Here is a 19,448-nt window from a genome sequence, read left to right as displayed (position 1 = left end):
TAGCGGGATTGTGTAAGGGTAGCACGACAGACTCTGACTCTGTTTGTGAGGGTTCGAATCCTTCTCCCGCTGCCAAAAAAGAGCAAGCGTGTAACGCTTGCTCTTTTTATTTTTTTGTTCTCATGTAGAAAAATAAGAAACGCGGACCCGTTCTCACAGGTCCGCGTTTTCTTTTGAGAGAGAGGAGGAGGTTTTGAATTGTGATCTCTTGATCACATTCTTATTCTACCACCTCCCACCTCGGCAGGAATGGACAGATTTTAAATAGCTTGTAAATAAAATATGAACAGCCGCGCTCACATCATCAGCTCAAAAATATCCTCTTGGACCGAACGAAAGTTTCCCCCGTCCAGCCATCGTTGGACCTGCTCCAGCAAGGAGGGCTGGATCTCCGGATAGGTCAATTCATCTGGAATCGCCTCCATCAGACGCCACTCCGCCATCTCGCTCCCCGATGGGATCTCCGCAGTCTCCCACACGTCGGCAAAGAAGAGGGCGCCGAAGGAAGGGTCCTCCCCCTCCTGAAACACGCCGTAGGCAGCCACGGGCTCCATCTGGCACTCGGTGACGCCGGTCTCCTCCCGGAGCTCCCGGGCTGCGGTCTCGTGGATATCCTCTCCAGGCTCCCGGTGACCGCCAGGCAGCTCCCAGGTCTGCCGCTCCCTGTGGCGGCACAGAAGCCACCGCTCCCCCACCTTGGCGCAGACCACCGCATACTTCAAGTCACTGTCCAGAGCCTGGTCATAAAACTTGATCTTCATTGCGCAGCTCCTTAGTTCAGGAAATCCTTCAGCTTCTTGCTTCTGCTGGGATGGCGCAGCTTTCGCAGCGCCTTGGCTTCGATCTGACGGATGCGCTCACGGGTAACGTTAAACTCTTTACCCACCTCTTCCAGAGTGCGGGTACGGCCATCCTCCAGACCAAAGCGTAGCTTGAGGACCTTCTCCTCCCTCGGGGTGAGGGTGTCCAGCACGTCAATGAGCTGCTCCTTGAGCAGGGTATAGCTGGCGGCCTCAGAGGGCTCGGAGGCATCCTCGTCGGGGATGAAGTCGCCCAGATGGGAGTCCTCCTCCTCGCCGATGGGAGTCTCCAGACTCACAGGCTCCTGGGCGATCTTCAGGATCTCCCGGACCTTGTCTACCGGCATATTCATCTCCTCAGAGATCTCCTCGGGGCTGGGATCATGGCCCAGCTCCTGGAGCAGCTGGCGGGAGACCCGGATGACCTTGTTGATGGTCTCCACCATGTGGACAGGGATACGGATGGTACGGGCCTGGTCAGCGATGGCGCGGGTGATGGCCTGACGGATCCACCAGGTGGCGTAGGTGGAGAACTTATAGCCCTTGGTGTAGTCAAACTTCTCCACGGCCTTGATAAGGCCCAGATTGCCCTCCTGAATGAGATCCAGGAAGAGCATGCCGCGGCCCACATAGCGCTTGGCGATGGAGACCACCAGACGAAGATTGGCCTCAGCCAGCCGCTGCTTGGCGGCCTCACCGCGCTTGATGGCCCGCTTAAGCTCCTTCTCTTCCTCCGGGGTGAGAACGATCTCCTCCCCTTTCTTCTTGGCGTTCTCGATCTCTGCCATGCGCTCCTTGGCGGCATCGCCGGCACCCATGTCCTGGGCCAAACGCACCTCTTCGTCAGGGGTCAGCAGATTTACCTTGCCGATCTCTTTGAGGTACATGCGCACCGGGTCATCAATGCCGAAGGAATCCACCAGGGTATTGGGGTCCACGATCTCCTCTTCAGGAATATCCTCGATCTCCTCCAGGCTGGGGACCTCATCCACCAGCTCAGGCAGATAGTCCTCCCCCGCGGTGTCGATCCCCATGTTCTCCATGGCGTCATAAATCTTATCCAGCTGCTCGCTCTCCAGATCCATTTCTTCCAGGACGTCCATGAGCTCGCTGGAGGACAGTTTGCCCTTCTTCTTGCCCTTATCCAGCAGCTCCGCCAGCTTTTCGGCACCCTGAACGCCCTCGACAACCTTCATCAGCTCCGCCTTGCCGGCCTCGATCTTCTCTCCGCTGGTGACCTGCGACGCCTTCTTGGGAAGCTCAGCAGGCATATCCAGTATTCTCTTTCCACTCATGGACTCATCCTCCATATGCTTTTTTCTCAAGCAGCTTTTTCTGCATGGCCAGCAGTTCCTCGGACTCCCCCGCCAGCCTGCGTTTTTCCGCTTCTGTCTCTATAATCTCTATGTAATCCCTCATGGCGCGTGCGCCGTTCTGGAGAGATTCCGGTTGGGTCAGCACACCGCTCAGGTGGCTCATCTCAGCGGGCTCCAGCTCGCCGGCCAGGGCGGCCAGACTGACGGTAAGACCATTGGTCCAGCGCTCCCGCAGCAGTCCGAATACCTTGCCCAGCAGAGGCGCAGAGAAGTGTTCCGGCTCCAAGGCAGCCGCGCTGCCGAAGAGCTCCGGGTCCAGAATCACCAGCCGCAGGACCCCCTCCTCCGCCCGAGCGGAGCGGATGTTGTCATAGCGGAGGGCTCGTTCCTTGGGCTGGAGCTGGACCGCCGGAGTCAGATCCCGGCGCTCCTGCTGCTTTTTCGCCTTCCAGCTCAGACGGGAGCGCTCCCGCTTGACCTCCTGGGCCACCACCTCGGCGGTGACTCCGGCCATCTCGGCGCATCGTGTGCCGTAGATCTCCCGCTCCGCCGGACTGGGCAGCTGGGCCAGGATGGGAACGACCTCCTTCAAAAACTCCACCCGCTGGGCGTCGTCGGTGAGGTCGTACTTCCTCTTCACCTGGTCGATGCGGTATTCGATATGGTTCTCGCTCTGGTCCAGGAGCTTGGCGAAGGCCTCGGGGCCGTATTTACCGATAAACTCGTCGGGGTCCTTGGCCCCTTTCATCCGCAGCACCCGCACCTTCATCCCCGTCTTTTCCAGCAGTCCGATGGCCCGCTGGGCCGCCGAGACGCCGGCGCCGTCGCCGTCGTAGGCGATGACCACCTCTTTGGTGTACCGGGAGAGGAGCTGGGCGTGGTCGGCCGTCAGGGCGGTGCCCAGGGAGGCCACGGCGCAGTCAAAGCCGGCCTGGTGAAGTGAAAGGGTGTCCATATATCCTTCGGTGAGGATAATCCGGCCCAAACGGGTCTTTTTGGCGATATTCAGGGCAAAGAGGTTACGGCCCTTGTTGAAGACGGGAGTGTCCGGCGAGTTGAGGTACTTGGGTGTGGAGTCATCCAGCACCCGTCCTCCAAAGCCGATCACATCGCCTCTCAGGTCGATGATGGGGAACATGACCCGGTTCCGGAACCGGTCATAGACCCGGCCCTCCTTGCTGCGGACTACCAGTCCGGCCTCCAGCAGGTCACTCTTGTCATAGCCCTTGGCGGCCATGGCGGTGATGAGCTTGTCCCACCCCTCCGGCGCCATGCCCAGACCAAACCGGGTCACCGTCGCCTTGGAGAGCTTCCGCTTGCCGAAGAGGTAAGCCACCCCGGCCTGGCCGGCGGGGCTATGGAGGACACTGTGAAAGTACCGGGCAGCCTCCTTGTTGAGGGCCAGGAGCCGTTCCCGCTTTTTGCGGAAGCTCCCGTCCCCCCTCTCCTCCGGTACCTGCAATCCCGCCCGCTTGGCCAGGAAGCGCACGGCGTCCGGATAGGAGAGGTTCTCCATCTCCATGATGAAGTTGATGACGCCGCCGCCCTTGCCGCAGCCGAAGCACTTGTACATCTGCCGCTCCGGTACCACATGGAAGGACGGGGTGCGCTCGCTGTGGAAAGGGCAGCAGCCCCAGAGGCTGCCCCCCTTCCGGGTCAGGGGAACGTAGTCGGCCACCACGTCCGCGATGTCGCACCGCGCCATCAATTCATCGATGAATTGTGCCGGGATGGCCATTTTTCTCCCCCTTTCAGCCTATTTTTACCGCCGCACAGCGGATTCATACCGTTCGGACCTCACTTTACCCCCCAGGACATGGGGATGAAAGCCGCAGAGTACTTCTCCACCGCGTAGTTGTCAGTCATACCGGCGATGTAGTCGCACACCGCCCGCTCCACACTCTCCCGTTCCCGGATGTCCTGGAACTCCGGGGGAAGCATGTCCGGATCGCGGCAGTAGTATTCAAAAAGCCGCAGGAGCATGCCCTGGGCCTTGGACTCCTCACCCTTGGCCACCGGATTGCGATAGACATGCTCGAACATGAACTCCCGCAAGTTATTCATGGCCTCCCGACAGGTGTCCGACTGCCGAAGGGCGCCGGTGTCAGCGCTCTCCCGGATGATGTCGGTGGTGAGGGTGTCGATGCGCTCGGAGTAGGTAAAGCCCAGCACGTTGGAGATCTCCAGGGGGATGTCCATGGGGTAGATGATCCCGCCCCGCGTAGCGTCGTCGATGTCGGCGTTGATGTAGGCGATCTTGTCCGCCAGCCGCAGCAACTGCCCCTCCAGGGTCTCGGCCCGGTCTGGACCGGTGTGGCACAAAATGCCCCGCCGCACCTCATAGGTGAGGTTCAGGCCATCCCCGTCGTTTTCCAGGCGATCCACCACCCGCAGGGACTGGACGTTGTGCTCAAAGCCGCCGGGCATGATCTCGTTGAGTACCCGCTCTCCGGCGTGGCCGAAGGGGGTATGGCCCAAATCGTGACCGTAAGCGGCCGCCTCGGTCAGGTCCTCGTTGAGCTGAAGCCCCCGGGCCAGGGTGCGGGCGATGCGGACCACCTCGATGGTGTGGGTCATGCGGGTGCGGTAGTGATCGCCCTCCGGGTGCAGAAAGACCTGGGTCTTGTGCATCAACCGCCGGAAGGCCTTGGAGTGGACGATGCGGTCGATGTCCCGCTGAAAGCAGGTCCGCACCGGACAGGGCTCTACCGGCCGGGCCCGGCCCTTGGAATCAGCCGCCAGGCAGGCATAGGGCGAGAGAAACCGCCGTTCCTGAGCCTCCCGCCGTTCTCGTTCCGTCAAGGCGTCTCACCTCCCTAAAAAAGGTCTGTGGTGTTATACGCCGTAGGCAGAAAGAAATCCTGCCTGTCCGGGAAAAATTCATAGATTATTCATGATCGTCCCCGGTCGGAGGATAGGACTTCAGCCCCTCCCCTTCGGCGGGACCAGCGGCGCCGCGCGAAAATCCTGCCCGGTGACGGCGGGCGTCACCGCCCCGGCGGTGAGCTCCACCACCCGGTCCACAAAGGCCCCCTCCTCGCCCTCTGGCAGAAAGACGGTAAGCCCCACGTCGGCGGCGTAGTCGGTCTCCCCCAGGAGGCCTCCAGCCTCCTCCGCCTCAAGCCTGATCCGCTCCAGGAGGTGGTAGGGAAAGCGCAGTTCCAGTTTGGACCACTGGCGGACCGCCGAGGTTCCGGCGGCGTCCAGGGCGTCCTTGGCGCTCTGGGTATAGGCCCGGACCAGCCCACCGGCCCCCAGCAATATACCGCCGAAGTACCGGGTCACCACGCAGACCACATCCACCACGCCCTCCCGCTGAAAGACGTTGAGCATGGGCTGGCCCGCCGTGCCCTGGGGCTCCCCGTCGTCGGAGTAGCGCTCGGTGCCGTCCTTGAGCCGGTAGCACCAGCAGTTGTGGCGGGCGTCATAGTGCTTCTTTTTGGTCTCCTCGATCCGGGCCCTTGCCTCCTCCTCACTCTCCACGTGCCACACATGGCCGATGAAGCGGGAGCGTTTTTCCACCAGCTCGGTCTCGGAGGCGGTTGTGGGGATATGGTATTCTGTCATGGTCATGGCCGGTCCTCATTTCTGTCAGTTGTCTGTCAGGTACTGGCTCAACTGGCCCAGGAGCTTGGGGGTGCACACCGCCGTGACCAGAATGGTCTCGCCGTACTCCACCGACTCCACCTTGGCCTCTTTATATAAGGTGTCCAGCAATCCGCCCTTGTCGTAGGGCAGGGACAGTGTCACACGGTGGGCACCGGCGTCCAGCCGGTCGCCGATCATGCTGCGGAGCCGGTCCAGTCCCTCCCCCGTCTTGGCGGAGACGGTGACGATATCCTCCCCGTGGGGCAGGATGTCACCGCTGTACCGGTCGCATTTATTGAATACATCGATTCGGGGTGTCTCCGAGGCACCCAGCTCATAGATGAGGGATTCCACCACTGCTGCCTGTTCCCGCCACTCCGGATTGGAAGAGTCGATGACGTGGAGGAGCAGGTCGGCGAAGGAGAGCTCCTCCAGAGTGGCCTTGAAGGCCTCCACCAAGTGGTGGGGCAGCTTGGAGATGAAACCCACTGTGTCCGAGATGAGCACCGTGCAGGTGTCCGAGATCTCCAGGGTACGGGTGGTGGTGTCCAGGGTGTCGAAAAGCCGGTTGTTGGCGGGGATGTCGGACCCGGTGAGGGTATTGAGCAGGGTGGATTTTCCTGCGTTGGTGTAGCCCACGATGGCCACCACCGGCACCTCGTTTTTCTCCCGGCGGGTGCGCTGGGTAGTACGGATCCGGCGCACCTGCTCCAGCTCCTCCCGCAGCTTTTGGATTTTTCGGCGGATGTGCCGCCGGTCGGTTTCCAGCTGGGTCTCACCAGGACCTCTGGTGCCGATGGCGCCCTCCTGGCGCTCCAGGTGGGTCCACATGCCCAGCAGCCGGGGGAGCAGATACTGGTACTGGGCCAGCTCCACCTGGAGGCGGCCCTCCTTGGTCCGGGCCCGCTGGGCGAAGATGTCCAGGATGAGGGCGGAACGGTCCAGTACCCCCACCCCCAGCTCGTCGGAGAGCACCCGCTGCTGGGAGGGCGAGAGGGCGTTATCGAAGATGACCATGGTAGCACCGGTCCCCTGGACCAGCTCCTTTACCTCGGCCACCTTGCCCTCGCCGATGAAGGTGCGGGGGTCCGGGGTGTCCTTATTCTGGAGGACTGTGCCCACGCACACCCCTCCCGCCGTCTCCAGCAGGGCCGCGAGCTCCTCCATAGAGGACTCACTGGCGTTCTCCTCCCTACTCAGGCAGCCGGCGTTGAGCCCCACCAGAACGGCCCGGCCGATTTTTTCTTCGGTATGGTCAGTCATAGTACCTCCGGGACTGTGTCCCTCATTTCTTTCGATAGGCCTCCACGATCTTACCGATATACATCCTGTGGTAATCCTTCTCAGGGTACCACTTTTCATCGGTCTCAGGGTCCAGGAAGTGGGTGGGATCTATATCCTGCCAGTACATCTTCCGGCACACCAGCACCAGCTCCGCCTCAGCAAAGTAGGGGGTGTCGCCTTCCCCGGTGCAAATCGTAAAGCCACATTCCTTTACCTTATCCACCTCGCGGCCGCTTTTGGAACCGCAGAGGGCCAGCGCCTTCCGGTACTCCGGCCCAAAGAAGGAGAGGGTAAAATAGTCGCTCCCCTCCACGAACTCATAGGTGTACCGCTGGGGACGGATGTAGCAGGTGGCCACGTCGCTGCCCCATAGCACCCCCAGGCCGCCCCAACTGGCGGTCATGGTGTTGCAGTGCTCCGCCGTCCCCGCGGTGATGAGCATCCACTGCTCTCCGATAAGGGAAAATATGTTTCGGTCCAGGCTCTTCACGTCACATTTTTCCAGCATCGCTGTGCCCTCCCACTTGAGATCTCCGTTTTTCCAAAAGCAGTATATGCGAAAAGACCCGCGCCGAAACCGACGCGGGCCTCTTGAGTATCGTGCTTACTTCTTGTCCAGACCGAACTTCTTGTTGAAGCGGCTCACGCGACCGCCGGTGTCCACCATCTTCTGCTTGCCGGTGAAAAAGGGGTGACACTTGGAGCAAACTTCCACGCGGATGTCCTTTTTGGTAGAACCGGTCTCAATCACATTACCACAGGCACACTTAATGGTGGTCTGCTGATAATTGGGATGAATACCTTCCTTCATTGCTGTTTCACCTCTTTCTCGTTCTGGATGAGACGGCGCAGCAAACCTCCACGCCTTACAAACGCTAGAATATAATAGCACAGGTAATAAGAGAATGCAAGTATTTTTTTCTTATTTTGTCGTAAACTCTCTCCCCTCCCGCTGTCAGAGCTCCACCGCCTTGTCCAGCCGGAAGAACCACAGCACCTTCCGGACCACCTTTCGGCCGGTGACCTCCTCCAGGGCGCGGCTGTACGCCGCAAGTTGGGACCGGTAGGACTCGGCCCGGCCCTGAAGTTCATTCTCTTTGATCCGGTCGGTCTTGAAGTCCACCACCGTAATGCCCTCCAAAGTCTCGAACCAGGCGTCCACCACGCCCTGGAGGAGGACCTGCTCCCTCTCTCCCGCCTGGGGGTAGTAGTCCCGGGCGGGCACCAGGATGGAGAACTTGAACTCTCGCTGGAGGGTGTCTGAGGCCAGCAGCTCCCGGCCCAAAGGGGACGAAAAGAGGGCGGCGATGCGGGCGGGGTCAGCAGCCTCTCCCTGCTGGGGGGTGATGATCTGCTTCTGGACCAGCCGCTGGATCTCAGCTGCCGCCCCCCGCTTGGTGGTAGACTTGTCGAAGTCGATAAACTGCATCACCAAGTGGAGTGCGGTGCCCTTCTGGGCCGCCGTCAGCCCCAGTTCCTCTGCCGCAAAGCGGGGACGAGGGAACTGGATGGGCCGGGGCGGCTGGGGAGCAACCTCCGCTGCCTCCCGGTCCAGGTCCCGGCCCTTGAGCTGGGTAACGGTGAGCTTAGAGGGGATGAGGGTATCGTCCTGATGGGGATACCGCCAGTTGAGGCGCCGGGCCAGGTCCTCCAGGTCCAGCCGCGCGGCCTCCGGCGTCCCTCCCTGCTCTGCCGGTCTGCGGAACGGAGGTGCCGTACCCAGATCGCTGCCGTCCACCCACCGGATGTCCCACGCCGGGCCGCAGTCGGCGGTGGTCAGGGGCACATCCCGCTCCATGACGCGCCGGAGCGCTCCGGCGTCGGGCCGGGCCAGCACTGGCAACAGCACCCACTGGGCCGCCGACTGAGTGGCCAGCAGAGCCTGAGGGTCCACCGGACAGGCGGTGTCCTCCGCCAGTTTGCGCAGGTCCCTGGCCCCGCCGGTGAGGGCACAGGTGAGGACCAACTTCTCCTTGGCCCGGGTCATGGCCACATAGAGGAGCCGCAGCTCCTCCGCCATCATCTCCCGCTCCAGCTGGGCGGCCACTGCCTGCCGAGCCAAGGTGGTATATTCCACCATCCGCTCCGGGTCCAAGCCCTTGGGCCCTATCCCCAGTTTGGGATGGAAGAGTATGGGTTTTTGCATGTCCTCCCGATTGAGCCGCCGGGCCAGGCCGCACAGGAAGACCACCGGGAACTCCAGGCCCTTGGAGCGGTGGATGCTCAGGATGCGCACACCGCTGCCCTCCCCCGCCGGGCTGGGCGAGGACAGTCGTCCGCCAGCGTTCATCACCCGATCCAGATAGGAGAGGAAGCCGTAAAGGCCCTTGTGGCCGGCGGATTCGAACTGCCGGGCGCACTCCGCCAGGGCCAGCAGGTTCCCCCGCCGGGTCTCCCCGTCTCCCATGGCGCTGAAGATGCCCAGCATGCCGAAGCGGTCATAGATCTCCCACAGGAGTTGGTGGCAGCTCATGTCACAGGAGAGATCCCGCAGCCGGTCCAGCTCCTCCAGAAATTCCTTCACATCGGCGCCGCCGTCAGCCAGAAGGGCGCCGTAAAAGTCGGTGTCGGGAGCGGAAGAGCGGATCTGGGAGAGCCGGTCGGCCGAAAAGCCCCACACCGGAGAACGGAGCACCGATATGAGGGGCACATCCTGCCGGGGGTTGTCCACGATCCGCAGGCAGGAGAGGGCCACCGACACCTCGGTGGAGGCGAGGAAGTCCTCCCCGCCCTCTGCCTCCCAGGACAGGTCTTGCTCCCCCAGGGCTCGGGCGTAGTGGCGCAGGACGGTATTGGGGGAGCGCAGCAGGATCACCACGTCCCCCTGCTCCAGGGGGCGGGTGCCCCCCTCCCCGTCGGCCACCTGGAAGCCGCCGTCCAGCAGCGCCCGGATACGCCGGGCGGCAAAGCGTGCCTCCAACAGATCCCGGGGCACCTTCTCTCCCTCTCCCTCCGGCTCCACGGCGGAGAGGTCCAGAGCGTCCAGCTCCACGGCGTAGTCCTCCTGCCGGCCGGGGAATTCCGCCCCGGGATAGAGGGCCTCGTCGGCGGTGTAGTCCATCTCCCCAAAGGGCACGGACATAATGTTACGGAAGAGGAAGTTGGCCCCCTCCAGAACCTGGGGACGGGAACGGAAGTTCCGGGTCAGCAGGATACGGCGGTTTTCCCCCTCCGAAGCCTCTTCCCGGGGTTTGAAGGTGCGGTATTTGCCCAGGAAGATGGTGGGGTCGGCCAGCCGGAAGCGGTAGATGGACTGCTTTACGTCGCCCACCATGAAAAGCCGCCTGCCTCCCCCGGAGATGGCGTCGAAAATGGCGTTCTGCGCCTCGTTGGTGTCCTGGTACTCGTCCACCATGACCTCGATGTACCGGCTGCCCACCAGCTGGGCCAGCTCCGTGGGGGAGCCGTCCCTCTCCCGCAGGAGCCGGATGGCCAGATGCTCCAGGTCAGAAAAGTCCAGCAGACGGCGGCGGCGCTTGAGGGCGGTATAGGCGGCCGAAAAATCCTCCACCAGGGCGAACAGCCCCCGCACCGCCGGTGCCACCGCCCGCAGGTCCTCCAGAAGCTGGCCGCTGCCGTCGGCAAAGCGCTCCGCCAGCTTGCCCAACCGCTTCTTGCAGGCCTCCCGGATAGTCTTGATCCGCTCCTGGGCGGCGGGGTCCTCACAGCCCCGCACCGCGCCCAGTCGGGGGAAGGAGACGGCAGCCCGCTCCGCTGCCCGGTCCCAGCCCTGGCCCAGGGCGGTCTCAAAGGCCTCCAGGTCTGCCAGGGTCTCAGCCAGACTGGGGGCGTACCCCCGGCTGAGCTTCTCGTCCCCCTCACACAGGGCCAAGGCCTCTCCCATCCGGGTCCTCCAATAGCCCGCCTGCTCCCTGGCCTGGTCCAGCAGCAGGCGGCCCCAAACGGTTTCCCCCACGTCGGTGACACCCTCCAGGTCAAAGGCCCGTCCCTGGACCTCCAGCCAGGCGTGGGGATCGGGGTGGCTCTGGACCTTGTTATAGATGTCCAGGGCGATCTCCACGAGACGGCTGTCATCCCGCCCGGCGGACATGGTGTCCAACAGACAGGCGAAGTCGCTCCCGGGCTCGATGGCGTCGTACCGTTCCTCCAGCACCTGGTCCATGGCCTGGAGCATCAGCACTCCCGCCTCGCTCTCGTCGCACAGCCGCAGGTCGGCCTCCAGGTCCAGCAGGTGGCCGTGCTCCCGCAGGAGCTGGGCACAGAAGGCATGGATGGTGGAGATTTGGGTCTTGTAGAGCAGCATGGCCTGCCGCCGCAGGTGGCGGTCTCCCGGCGTCTCCGCCAGCCGGACCGACAACTCCTGGGCGATACGGCCCCGCAGCTCCGCCGCCGCCGCCTTGGTGTAGGTGATGACCAGGAAGCGGTCGATATCCGCCCCCTCCTCCTGGACCCGGCGCAGCAGCCGCTCCACCAGCACCCGGGTCTTGCCGGAGCCGGCGGCGGCGGCCACCAGCAACCCGCCGCCCCTGTCCTCCACCACCGCCCGCTGTTCCTCGGTCAGTGGAAAGCCCATGACTTCTCCCCCCTTCTCATCCGGTCACACATCTCCGTCCTCCTCACCGGCTACAGAAGCCCAGAAGGTCTCGCTGTCAATGGTTGGCAAGTATCTCCGCCTGTCAGATCCACGCCCATCCTCAAAGTGGCAGGCGGATGAATAGTCACAATAGAGGCAGGCGTTCTTCTCCGGTCCCCGCCAGTAGGGGTCGGCGTCGATGATGCCGGAAGCCAACTCACCGGCGATCTCGGCCAGGATGTGCTGGGTGTGTGTTTTCAGCTTGCCCAACCGCTCCGCCGTCACCAGAGCCTCTCCGGTGATCGTGCCTGTACGGCTGGATACCTTTACAGGTAAAAAACGGGGTCCTCCCTCGTTCATGGCCTCCATGGCCTCCAGCACCTCGGGGTCGTCCAGGAGGAGGCCGTGGCGCCGCAGCTCGGCGTCGGTCTGCTTCTGCCGCTCCGCCTCCGTCATGCCCCGGCTGCCCTTGGCCACCGCCGCCCGGGCGGGCAGGTAGAGGACACCGGCCGGTGTGATGGCATAGTTGTAAAGTGATTCTCCTTTCTCCTCTAGGGTGAAGAGATAGAGGAGCATCTGGAGCCCCAGGCCGTTCCACACCTCGGTGAGGTCGAAGGATTTGCGGCCCGTCTTGTAGTCCACCACCCGCAGGTAGAGCCGCCCGTCGTGGACCCAGCCGTCCACCCGGTCCACAAAGCCGGAGACGCTGACGGTGACTCCGTCCACCGTCAGCTCCACCGGGGGCAGATCCCCCCGGTCGCCGAAGCCCAGCTCGAAGGAGATGGGCTGGAAGCTGGAGACGGAGAGCTCCTCCAGCACGTTCTCCACCACCTGAGTCACTGGCCGGACAAGCCGGTTGAAGAGGTAGACGAACCGCGGAGTCTTGTTCTCCAGTCCACCCAGCTCCTGGGCAATGTAGGTCTCCATGATGAACTTGATCCGCTTTCGGACTACTCCCCTGTCCCAGGTCCAGCCCCCGTTGCCGTCCTCCACCTTCCAGTCAGTGTCCTTGAGGATATGCTCCAGCACATAGTGGACGAAGGTGCCGTACTCCGGCGCCTGGAAGCCGGCGGTCTGCCGGGGCTTGGCCTTCAGCCCAAATTGCATGAAGTAGGAGAAGTGGCAGGATCGGTACTTATCCATTCGGGAGGCCGACATGGGCACCTTCCGGCCGTAGAGCCGGGCCACGGAGTCCGGGCAGAGACGTCCCCGCTCCAGGCCCGCCCCCCGCTCCAGCCGCCGGGCCAGGGACGCCAGCTCCTCCTGGTCCCGGATCAGCCCCAGGACCTCCGGGTGCTCCCCCGCCAGCTCCAGGGCGGGCCGGGGCGCCGCCAGGCGGAAGGCATCTCCCAGGGCCTGTTCCCGAATTGGGAGGACGTCTGGAAAGAGCCGCCGCAGCCGTTCCCACAGGAAGGACGGCCGCCGCTCCTCCCCCTGGGGTCCCAGGGCGGCCCAGCTTACCGTCATATGGCGGTCGGGACGAGCGCAGGCGGCGTAGACAATGGTCATCTCTCGGTCCAGCTTATCGGTGAGCTGTGGGGAGAGCTCCAGGCCCATGGAGGCAAGCAGGCTGCGGTCGTCGTCGGTGAAGAGCCCCGGCGCCGGCGCCACCTGGGGCAGTGCACCGTCATCGGCTCCCAGGAAGAAAAGAGCAGCGCACTGCCGGTCCCCCTGCCGGGCGGCGTCTCCTGCCGTCACCCGGTCCAGGGAGACGGGAATGGCGCCTACGTCGTACTGGGAGAGCACCAGCTTGAGCAGCTGGGCAAACTCCTCCAGGCCCAGGGGCACCCGGCCCAGGATGGCGGCGCACTGCTCCAGGCCGCCGCAGAGGATCTCCCACAGCTGGCCGTACTCCTCCGCCCGCTTGAGCTCGCCCCTCTCTCGGAGCACCTGGGCCCGCTCCTCCAGCCGCTGGGGTAGCCGGATCTGCTCCAGAAATTGATACAGTACCACGGCCTGCCCCACACCGGTCTCGTCGGTGTTGCGCCGAAGCATCTCCAGCGGCTCGGTAATCTGCCGCCGCACCTCATTCAGGCGGTCCAGCAGGGCCTGGTCCTCCTCTGTCATGGGGAAGCCATACCCCCGGGGGTGCATATCCCAGGCAGCCGACGCCGTCCATCGGTTCCCCTTTAGGTCCCATTTCAGCACGTAGTTCTCTAGCAGGTCACAGTCCGACCGGGTAACACCGGTGAGTCCCGTTTTCAGGTAGCGGAATATGTCACCGCTGTCGTAATCCCCCGCCACCACATCCAGTGCCCCCGTAACCACAGCAAAGACCGGCTTTTGGAGGATGTCGGTCATGCTGTCCAGGAAAACCGGTATGCCATATCGCCCAAAAACCTCCTCGATGAGAGGGCCATAGGCGTCAAAACCCCGAGCCACCACGCCGATCTCCCGGTAGCGGAGCCCCTCCTCCCGGACCAGGCGTAGGATCTCGGCGGCCGTCCACTCCACCTCGGACCGGGGGGTGACTGCCGTGAACAGCCGCACCCCCTCCGCCAGACCTTTCCATGGCTGGACTTCCTCAGAAAATAAGTATTTCTCAATATAAGAAAGTTCTTTTGCTTTACAGTTATTTTCCCCGTGGAAGGTCTCGATCTCCACCTCCACGCGGTCGGCTCTGGCCGCCCGGCTCAGTTGGGCGACGGTCCGCCGGGCCGGGGCAAAGATGCCGGTCTGTCCCTCCTCCTCCGGCGCGCAGGTGAGGACTACCATGACCTCTCTGGCCTGTTTCCAAAGCTGGCGCAGCACCTGAATCTGTTGGGGGGTAAAGTCTGTAAAGCCATCTACATAGACAGATATTCCATTGGCCCATTCGCTCTCCGCCAGGCCCTCAGCCAGGCGGGTGAGCCGGTCTCGAGGATCGGCGGCCACCCGAGCCGTTAGCGCGTCATAGGCGCCAAAGATGAGACCCAGATCCCGGAGCTTCTCCCCTTCCTGTCCCTCCAGCTCCTCCCCCGCCTTGGTCAGATCTTCCGGGGAGACACAGTACTGCTTACACTCATCCAGAGTGGCCAGCAGGCCGGAGAGGAAGGCCGGCTTCTGGGAGGGCCGGGCGTAGACCGTTAGGGCGCTGGAGACCGCCTTCCGGGCGGCACACATGAGTAGCACCCGTCCACCCGGGTCCAGGGCCGGTGCCGCAAGTCCCCCCGATTGAGCCAGCACCCGACTGGTCAGTCGGGTGAAGGAGAGAACTTCGGCGTAGAGAGAGACCTGATTGCCTGCGACAGCACATAGCCGGCGCTCCGTCTCATGGGAGGCCTGCTCGGGTACAATGAGCAGTTGCCGCCTCCCGCCTCCAGCGGCGATCCGCTTCAAAACTTCGGCTGTCTTTCCTGTCCCGGCCCGTCCCAGCAGGAGCTTGAGCACGGCGATCCCTCCTTTGTTTGTGAGGAAAAAAGGCCCGCGCCGACGGCGCGGGCCTTTTCTGGTCGTTACTGGGGATTGACGGTGTAGTTGGGAGCCTCTCTGGTGATATAGATATCATGGGGATGGCTCTCCTTGAGGCCGGCGCTGGTGATCTGAATGAACTGGCCCTTGGTGCGCAGATCCTCAATGGTGCCGCAGCCGCAGTAGCCCATACCGGCTCGCAGGCCGCCCATCATCTGGTAGATGGTCTCGCCCAGGCCTCCCTTGTAGGGAACACGGCCTTCTACGCCCTCGGGCACCAGCTTCTTGTTGTTCTCCTGGAAGTAGCGGTCCTTGGAGCCCTTGGCCATAGCGCCCAGGGAGCCCATGCCGCGGTACACCTTGAACTGACGGCCCTGATAGACCTCGGTATCCCCGGGGGACTCCTCGCAGCCCGCCAACAGGGAGCCCAGCATGACTACGTTGCCGCCGGCGGCAATGGCCTTGACAATGTCGCCGGAGTACTTGATGCCGCCATCGGCGATGATGGGAATGCCATACTCAGCGGCGACGCAGGCGGCGTCATAGACGGCGGTGATCTGGGGCACGCCGATACCGGCCACCACGCGGGTGGTGCAGATGGAGCCGGGACCGATACCGATCTTCACGCAGTCGGCGCCGGCCTCAATGAGGGCCCGGGTACCTTCGGCGGTGGCCACATTGCCGGCGATGAGCTGCACGTCGGGATAGAGGGCCTTGATGCGCTTGACACACTCCAGGATGTTGTGGGAATGACCGTGGGCGGAGTCCAGACACAGCACATCGGCACCGGCCTCCACTAGAGCGGCCACACGATCCATCACATCGGAGGTGACACCGATGGCAGCGCCTACCAGGAGTCGGCCCTTTTCATCACGGGCGGAGTTGGGGTAGACCTCAGCCTTTTCGATATCCTTGATGGTGATGAGACCCTTGAGATGGAACTCGTCGTCCACAATGGGCAGCTTCTCAATCTTATGCTTGCGGAGGATCTGCTTCGCCTCCTCCAGGGTGGTGCCCTCCTTGGCGGTGACCAGGTGGTCCTTGGTCATCACGTTGTCGATGAGCTGGTCCATGTCCTCTTCAAACTTCATATCACGGTTGGTGATGATGCCGATGAGCTTTCCGTGGTCGCAGATGGGGACACCGGAGATGCGGTATTTGGCCATGAGCTCGTCGGCCTCGGCCAGGGTGTGGCCGGGGGCCAGCCAGAAGGGGTTGGTGATGACGCCGTTCTCGCTGCGCTTCACCATGTCCACCTGCTCGGCCTGCTGGCCGATGGACATGTTCTTATGGATGATGCCGATGCCGCCCTCACGGGCGATAGCGATGGCCATACGGTATTCGGTGACCGTATCCATAGCGGCACTCATCACAGGGATATTCAGGCGGATCTTCTTGGTGAGCTGGGTGTGCAGATCGATGTCAGCGGGCAGGACGTTGCTCTCGGCGGGGATCAGCAGTACGTCATCAAAAGTCAGGCCCTGCCGCACGAACTTGCTGGCGGCATCCGTATTGAACATGGACTCCACTCCTTCATTTTATTTCATCGTATCCAACGCGGGAAAACATATTTGATATATTCTATGCCCCAAGGTGGGGGTTGTCAAGAGGGGACAGGGTCAAAGCCGCATCGAATCTGGGCTTTCCCTCATCACCGTCTCCCTGGACATAGAAGGTATCGTCCTGACGGCCCGCGGACAGGCGAATGGTCTCCCCCGCCCGGCACTCCTTCAGGTAGCCGATCTGGACCTGGGAGACAAACTGTCCCCGGCCAACCTCCTCCAGCCCGATGGCATCACAGGCATAGTCTGCGTAGTGGACATTATTGACGTGACCATTCACATCGCAGTCGCTATACCAGAGCCGCCGCTCTCCCACCGATTCCAGGGGGACCGGCATGCGGAGCTTGGGCAGCATCCGGCTTTTGCAGCGGTCGCCGCCAGAGGTTCCATCAAACTCCGGAAGATCGGATACCCGTCGCAGCTTCCGGGTCTCTGCGTCGGCCAGGACCCACAGGCTGACCCCTTCTCCAATGGTTTTACCATCCCGGAAGATATCAAAATCCCGGTACATGGAGGCGCCATGGCCGCTCCCCCGGTGCCAGGTTTGAACAGTGAGCTTGTCATCCCAAAAGACAGGTGTATCCAGACGATACCAGATCCGGGCAAGCATCCAGAAGACGTTGTAGCTTCGAAGCATCTCCTCCCGGGAAACATGGAGCTCCACAGCTGCGCCGGTAGCGGCCTCCTGAAGAAAGTCCATCATGGAGGAGGGGCGGCACTGGTTGAAGGGATCGACATCCCGTGCCCCAACCTGAAACGAGGCCTCATGATACATGAGTTACCCCTCCTTTCCCTTGATGAGAAGGGTATTTTTACAGCACAGATCCTCCAGATCGTCAGCAGTCGCGGCGGGGATACGCAACGCCCGGCCGCAGTGGCCGCAGATAAGGTCCACAGAGCTGAAGTTCACTTGGAGCCTCCACTCCTTGGAGCCGCAGGTGCAGGAGATCCCGCCCCGCTGGGCAATATCCCGCAGCTCAGAGAGAATCTCATGCATGATGATCTCGTCCAGGAAGGTTCCCTTCTCTCCGGCGGCGGCCTCCAGCTTATCCACCGCCTCCTCCAGGCGCTCCATGGCGGCAAAGACCGGCCCCTCTTCTCCCACATAGCAGCAGTCCAGCCCGGAGGCAGCGCAGGCAAAGGCCAGAGCCTTCTCGTGGAGGAAGGCGTGGGTGGAACAGGTCACGGTGTGCTCCTTCTCACAGAAAAGACAGGGCACCGTCAGCTTGACCCGGTCTCCCACGATCTCCGTTTTGAGCGCCGACTTCCCGCAGGGACAGGGAATCTTCCCGGGCGCCGCAGCCAGAGAGAAGACCGTCTTTTCCGCCACCACAGCCTGATGGCAGGCCGGACAGAGGTAGGCGATGGTGCGCTTGGCTTCTTCTACCATATCGATCAAACTCCATCAAGTGAAAAATATATTTTTATTATATCGCATCTTCCCACATTTGACCAGCAGTTCCCCCGCCAAAATGCGTCCTGATATTTTGCTGAAATCTGTTCAAACTAATTCCGTTCAAATACGCTGTGTGCGGATGGGAGGAAGCCTAATGACCGTAAAAAAGCTGGGCCGTCAGACTGTGGCCTTTGCCAATCCACCCACCATTGCCGGGTATGCCAGCGTGGTGGGCAAAAAGGAGGGTGATGGCCCCCTGGCCACTTTCTTCGACCTCATCAATCAGGATGACAGCTTTGGAGAGTCCAGCTGGGAGAAGGCGGAGAGCGCCATGCAGCGGCTGGCCCTCCAGAGCGCCCTGGACAAGGCGGGGCAGGCTCCCTCTTCCCTGGATCTACTCTTTGCCGGCGACCTGCTCAACCAGTGTATCGCCTCCTCCTTTGCCGTTCGTGGCCAGGATGTGCCCTTCCTGGGGCTTTACGGCGCCTGCTCCACCATGGCGGAGGGTCTGGTCATGGCATCTATGACCCTGGACGGCGGCTTCGGCAACTGGGCGGCAGCAGTGGCCTCCTCCCACTTCTGTTCCGCTGAGCGGCAGTACCGCACTCCCCTTGAATATGGTGGTCAGCGCACCCCCACCGCACAGTGGACGGTGACCGGCGCCGGCGCCGCTGTCCTTTCTCGGGAAGGGAACGGCCCCTACGTCACCCACGCCACCATCGGCAAGGTGGTGGACAAAGGCATCAAGGACGCCAACAACATGGGGGCGGCCATGGCCCCCGCGGCGTACAGCAGCCTCACCGCCCACTTTTCCGAAACCGGGCGCAAGCCCTCCTACTATGACCTCATCGTCACCGGCGACCTGGGAGAGCTGGGCAAGTCCATCGTGCTGGACCTCTTCCGCGCCGACGGTGTGGAGCTGGGCAACTATGACGACTGCGGTGTGATGATCTTCGATCTCCCCGCCCAGGACGTCCACTGCGGCGGGTCCGGCTGCGGGTGCTCCGCCGTGGTGCTCAATGGATACCTGCTTCGGGGCATGGCTGAGGGCCGCTGGAAAAACATCCTCTTCTGCGGCACCGGTGCCCTTCTCTCCCCTATTTCCTCTCTCCAGGGAGAGAGTATCCCCGGCATCTGTCACGCTGTGGCCATCTCCACGGAGAAAGGAGTATAAAAATGGATGGATTTCTCCCCTATCTGCGTGCCTTCCTCTGTGGAGGGACCTTTTGTCTCATCGGCCAGATTCTCATTGACCGGACCAAGCTGACCCCCGCCAAGATCCTGGTGCTCTATGTGGTCTCCGGGGTGGTGCTGGGCGGCCTGGGCATCTACCAGCACATTGTGGACTTCGGCGGCGCCGGCGCCACCGTCCCCCTCACGGGTTTCGGCTATCTGCTCTCCAAGGGGGTAAAAGAAGCGGTGGCCGAGGACGGCCTGCTGGGCGCCTTCACCGGCGGGGTCACGGCTGCCGCGGGCGGCATCGCCGCCGCCATCTTCTTCGGCTGCATCGTGGCCCTCCTCTTCAAGCCGAAGCCTAAGGGATGAAAAAGGTCCGGCGTACACATGTACGCCGGACCT

General features: G+C 62.5%; 15 protein-coding genes and 1 tRNA gene. 3 read left to right on the top strand and 13 right to left on the bottom strand.

The window, feature by feature from the left end:
* Nucleotide 1: 1 nt before the first annotated feature.
* Nucleotides 2-75 (top strand) — tRNA-Gln (locus tag Q0K15_RS06865).
* Nucleotides 76-296: 221 nt separating this feature from the next.
* Here Q0K15_RS06865 and Q0K15_RS06860 read toward each other — a convergent pair.
* The 13 genes from Q0K15_RS06860 to Q0K15_RS06800 all read right to left on the bottom strand — a co-directional run bounded on the left by Q0K15_RS06860 (nt 297) and on the right by Q0K15_RS06800 (nt 17,864).
* Nucleotides 297-761 carry an NUDIX domain-containing protein gene (locus Q0K15_RS06860; RefSeq protein ID WP_294514329.1) on the bottom strand — a complete coding sequence of 155 codons (465 nt, stop codon included), beginning with the start codon at nt 759-761 and terminating at the stop codon, nt 297-299.
* An 11-nt stretch (nt 762-772) separates the two neighbouring features.
* Entirely contained in the window at nt 773-1,996 is a 1,224-nt protein-coding gene (gene rpoD, locus Q0K15_RS06855) for an RNA polymerase sigma factor RpoD (protein WP_294514335.1), read from the bottom strand.
* A 103-nt stretch (nt 1,997-2,099) separates the two neighbouring features.
* A complete protein-coding gene (gene dnaG / locus Q0K15_RS06850) occupies nt 2,100-3,854 on the bottom strand; it encodes a DNA primase (RefSeq protein WP_294514326.1) in 1,755 nt (584 codons plus the stop codon).
* A 59-nt stretch (nt 3,855-3,913) separates the two neighbouring features.
* Nucleotides 3,914-4,918, bottom strand: a complete 1,005-nt coding sequence (locus tag Q0K15_RS06845; protein WP_294514324.1) for a deoxyguanosinetriphosphate triphosphohydrolase — start codon at nt 4,916-4,918, stop codon at nt 3,914-3,916.
* A 120-nt stretch (nt 4,919-5,038) separates the two neighbouring features.
* Nucleotides 5,039-5,689, bottom strand: a complete 651-nt coding sequence (locus tag Q0K15_RS06840; RefSeq protein WP_365933487.1) for a YigZ family protein — start codon at nt 5,687-5,689, stop codon at nt 5,039-5,041.
* A gap of 18 nt (nt 5,690-5,707) precedes the next feature.
* Nucleotides 5,708-6,967, bottom strand: a complete 1,260-nt coding sequence (gene hflX, locus Q0K15_RS06835; RefSeq protein ID WP_294514321.1) for a GTPase HflX — start codon at nt 6,965-6,967, stop codon at nt 5,708-5,710.
* A 22-nt stretch (nt 6,968-6,989) separates the two neighbouring features.
* On the bottom strand, nt 6,990-7,496 hold the full coding sequence (locus tag Q0K15_RS06830) for a flavin reductase family protein (RefSeq protein ID WP_294514319.1): 507 nt from the start codon (nt 7,494-7,496) through the stop codon (nt 6,990-6,992).
* A 96-nt stretch (nt 7,497-7,592) separates the two neighbouring features.
* Nucleotides 7,593-7,799, bottom strand: coding sequence for a 50S ribosomal protein L31 (gene rpmE / locus Q0K15_RS06825; protein WP_130849915.1), 207 nt, complete (start codon nt 7,797-7,799; stop codon nt 7,593-7,595).
* 144 nt (nt 7,800-7,943) lie between these two features.
* A complete protein-coding gene (gene addA, locus Q0K15_RS06820) occupies nt 7,944-11,522 on the bottom strand; it encodes a helicase-exonuclease AddAB subunit AddA (protein WP_294514314.1) in 3,579 nt (1,192 codons plus the stop codon).
* A 24-nt stretch (nt 11,523-11,546) separates the two neighbouring features.
* Nucleotides 11,547-14,891, bottom strand: coding sequence for a PD-(D/E)XK nuclease family protein (locus Q0K15_RS06815; RefSeq protein ID WP_294514311.1), 3,345 nt, complete (start codon nt 14,889-14,891; stop codon nt 11,547-11,549).
* A 65-nt stretch (nt 14,892-14,956) separates the two neighbouring features.
* Complete coding sequence (gene guaB, locus Q0K15_RS06810; RefSeq protein WP_294514308.1) at nt 14,957-16,432, bottom strand: IMP dehydrogenase; 1,476 nt, start codon at nt 16,430-16,432, stop codon at nt 14,957-14,959.
* A gap of 61 nt (nt 16,433-16,493) precedes the next feature.
* Nucleotides 16,494-17,249, bottom strand: coding sequence for an acyl-ACP thioesterase domain-containing protein (locus Q0K15_RS06805; protein WP_294514305.1), 756 nt, complete (start codon nt 17,247-17,249; stop codon nt 16,494-16,496).
* Nucleotides 17,250-17,252: 3 nt separating this feature from the next.
* Entirely contained in the window at nt 17,253-17,864 is a 612-nt protein-coding gene (locus Q0K15_RS06800; RefSeq protein ID WP_130849911.1) for a hypothetical protein, read from the bottom strand.
* A gap of 160 nt (nt 17,865-18,024) precedes the next feature.
* Here Q0K15_RS06800 and spoVAD point away from each other — a divergent pair, with 160 nt between their 5' ends.
* Both spoVAD and spoVAE read left to right on the top strand, forming a co-directional pair.
* The gene (spoVAD, locus tag Q0K15_RS06795) at nt 18,025-19,044 is read left to right on the top strand and encodes a stage V sporulation protein AD (protein WP_294514290.1); all 1,020 of its coding nucleotides are present in this window, start codon (nt 18,025-18,027) and stop codon (nt 19,042-19,044) included.
* A 2-nt stretch (nt 19,045-19,046) separates the two neighbouring features.
* Nucleotides 19,047-19,415 (top strand): stage V sporulation protein AE, encoded by a 369-nt coding sequence (gene spoVAE / locus Q0K15_RS06790; protein ID WP_294514287.1) that lies wholly within the window; start codon nt 19,047-19,049, stop codon nt 19,413-19,415.
* The last annotated feature ends 33 nt before the right edge of the window (nt 19,416-19,448 follow it).

The organism is uncultured Intestinimonas sp. (genome assembly GCF_944387245.1).
GTDB lineage: Bacteria > Bacillota > Clostridia > Oscillospirales > Oscillospiraceae > Intestinimonas.
The sequence above is the reverse complement of the archived record's forward strand: the minus strand, read 5'-3'. Positions and strand labels throughout refer to the sequence as shown.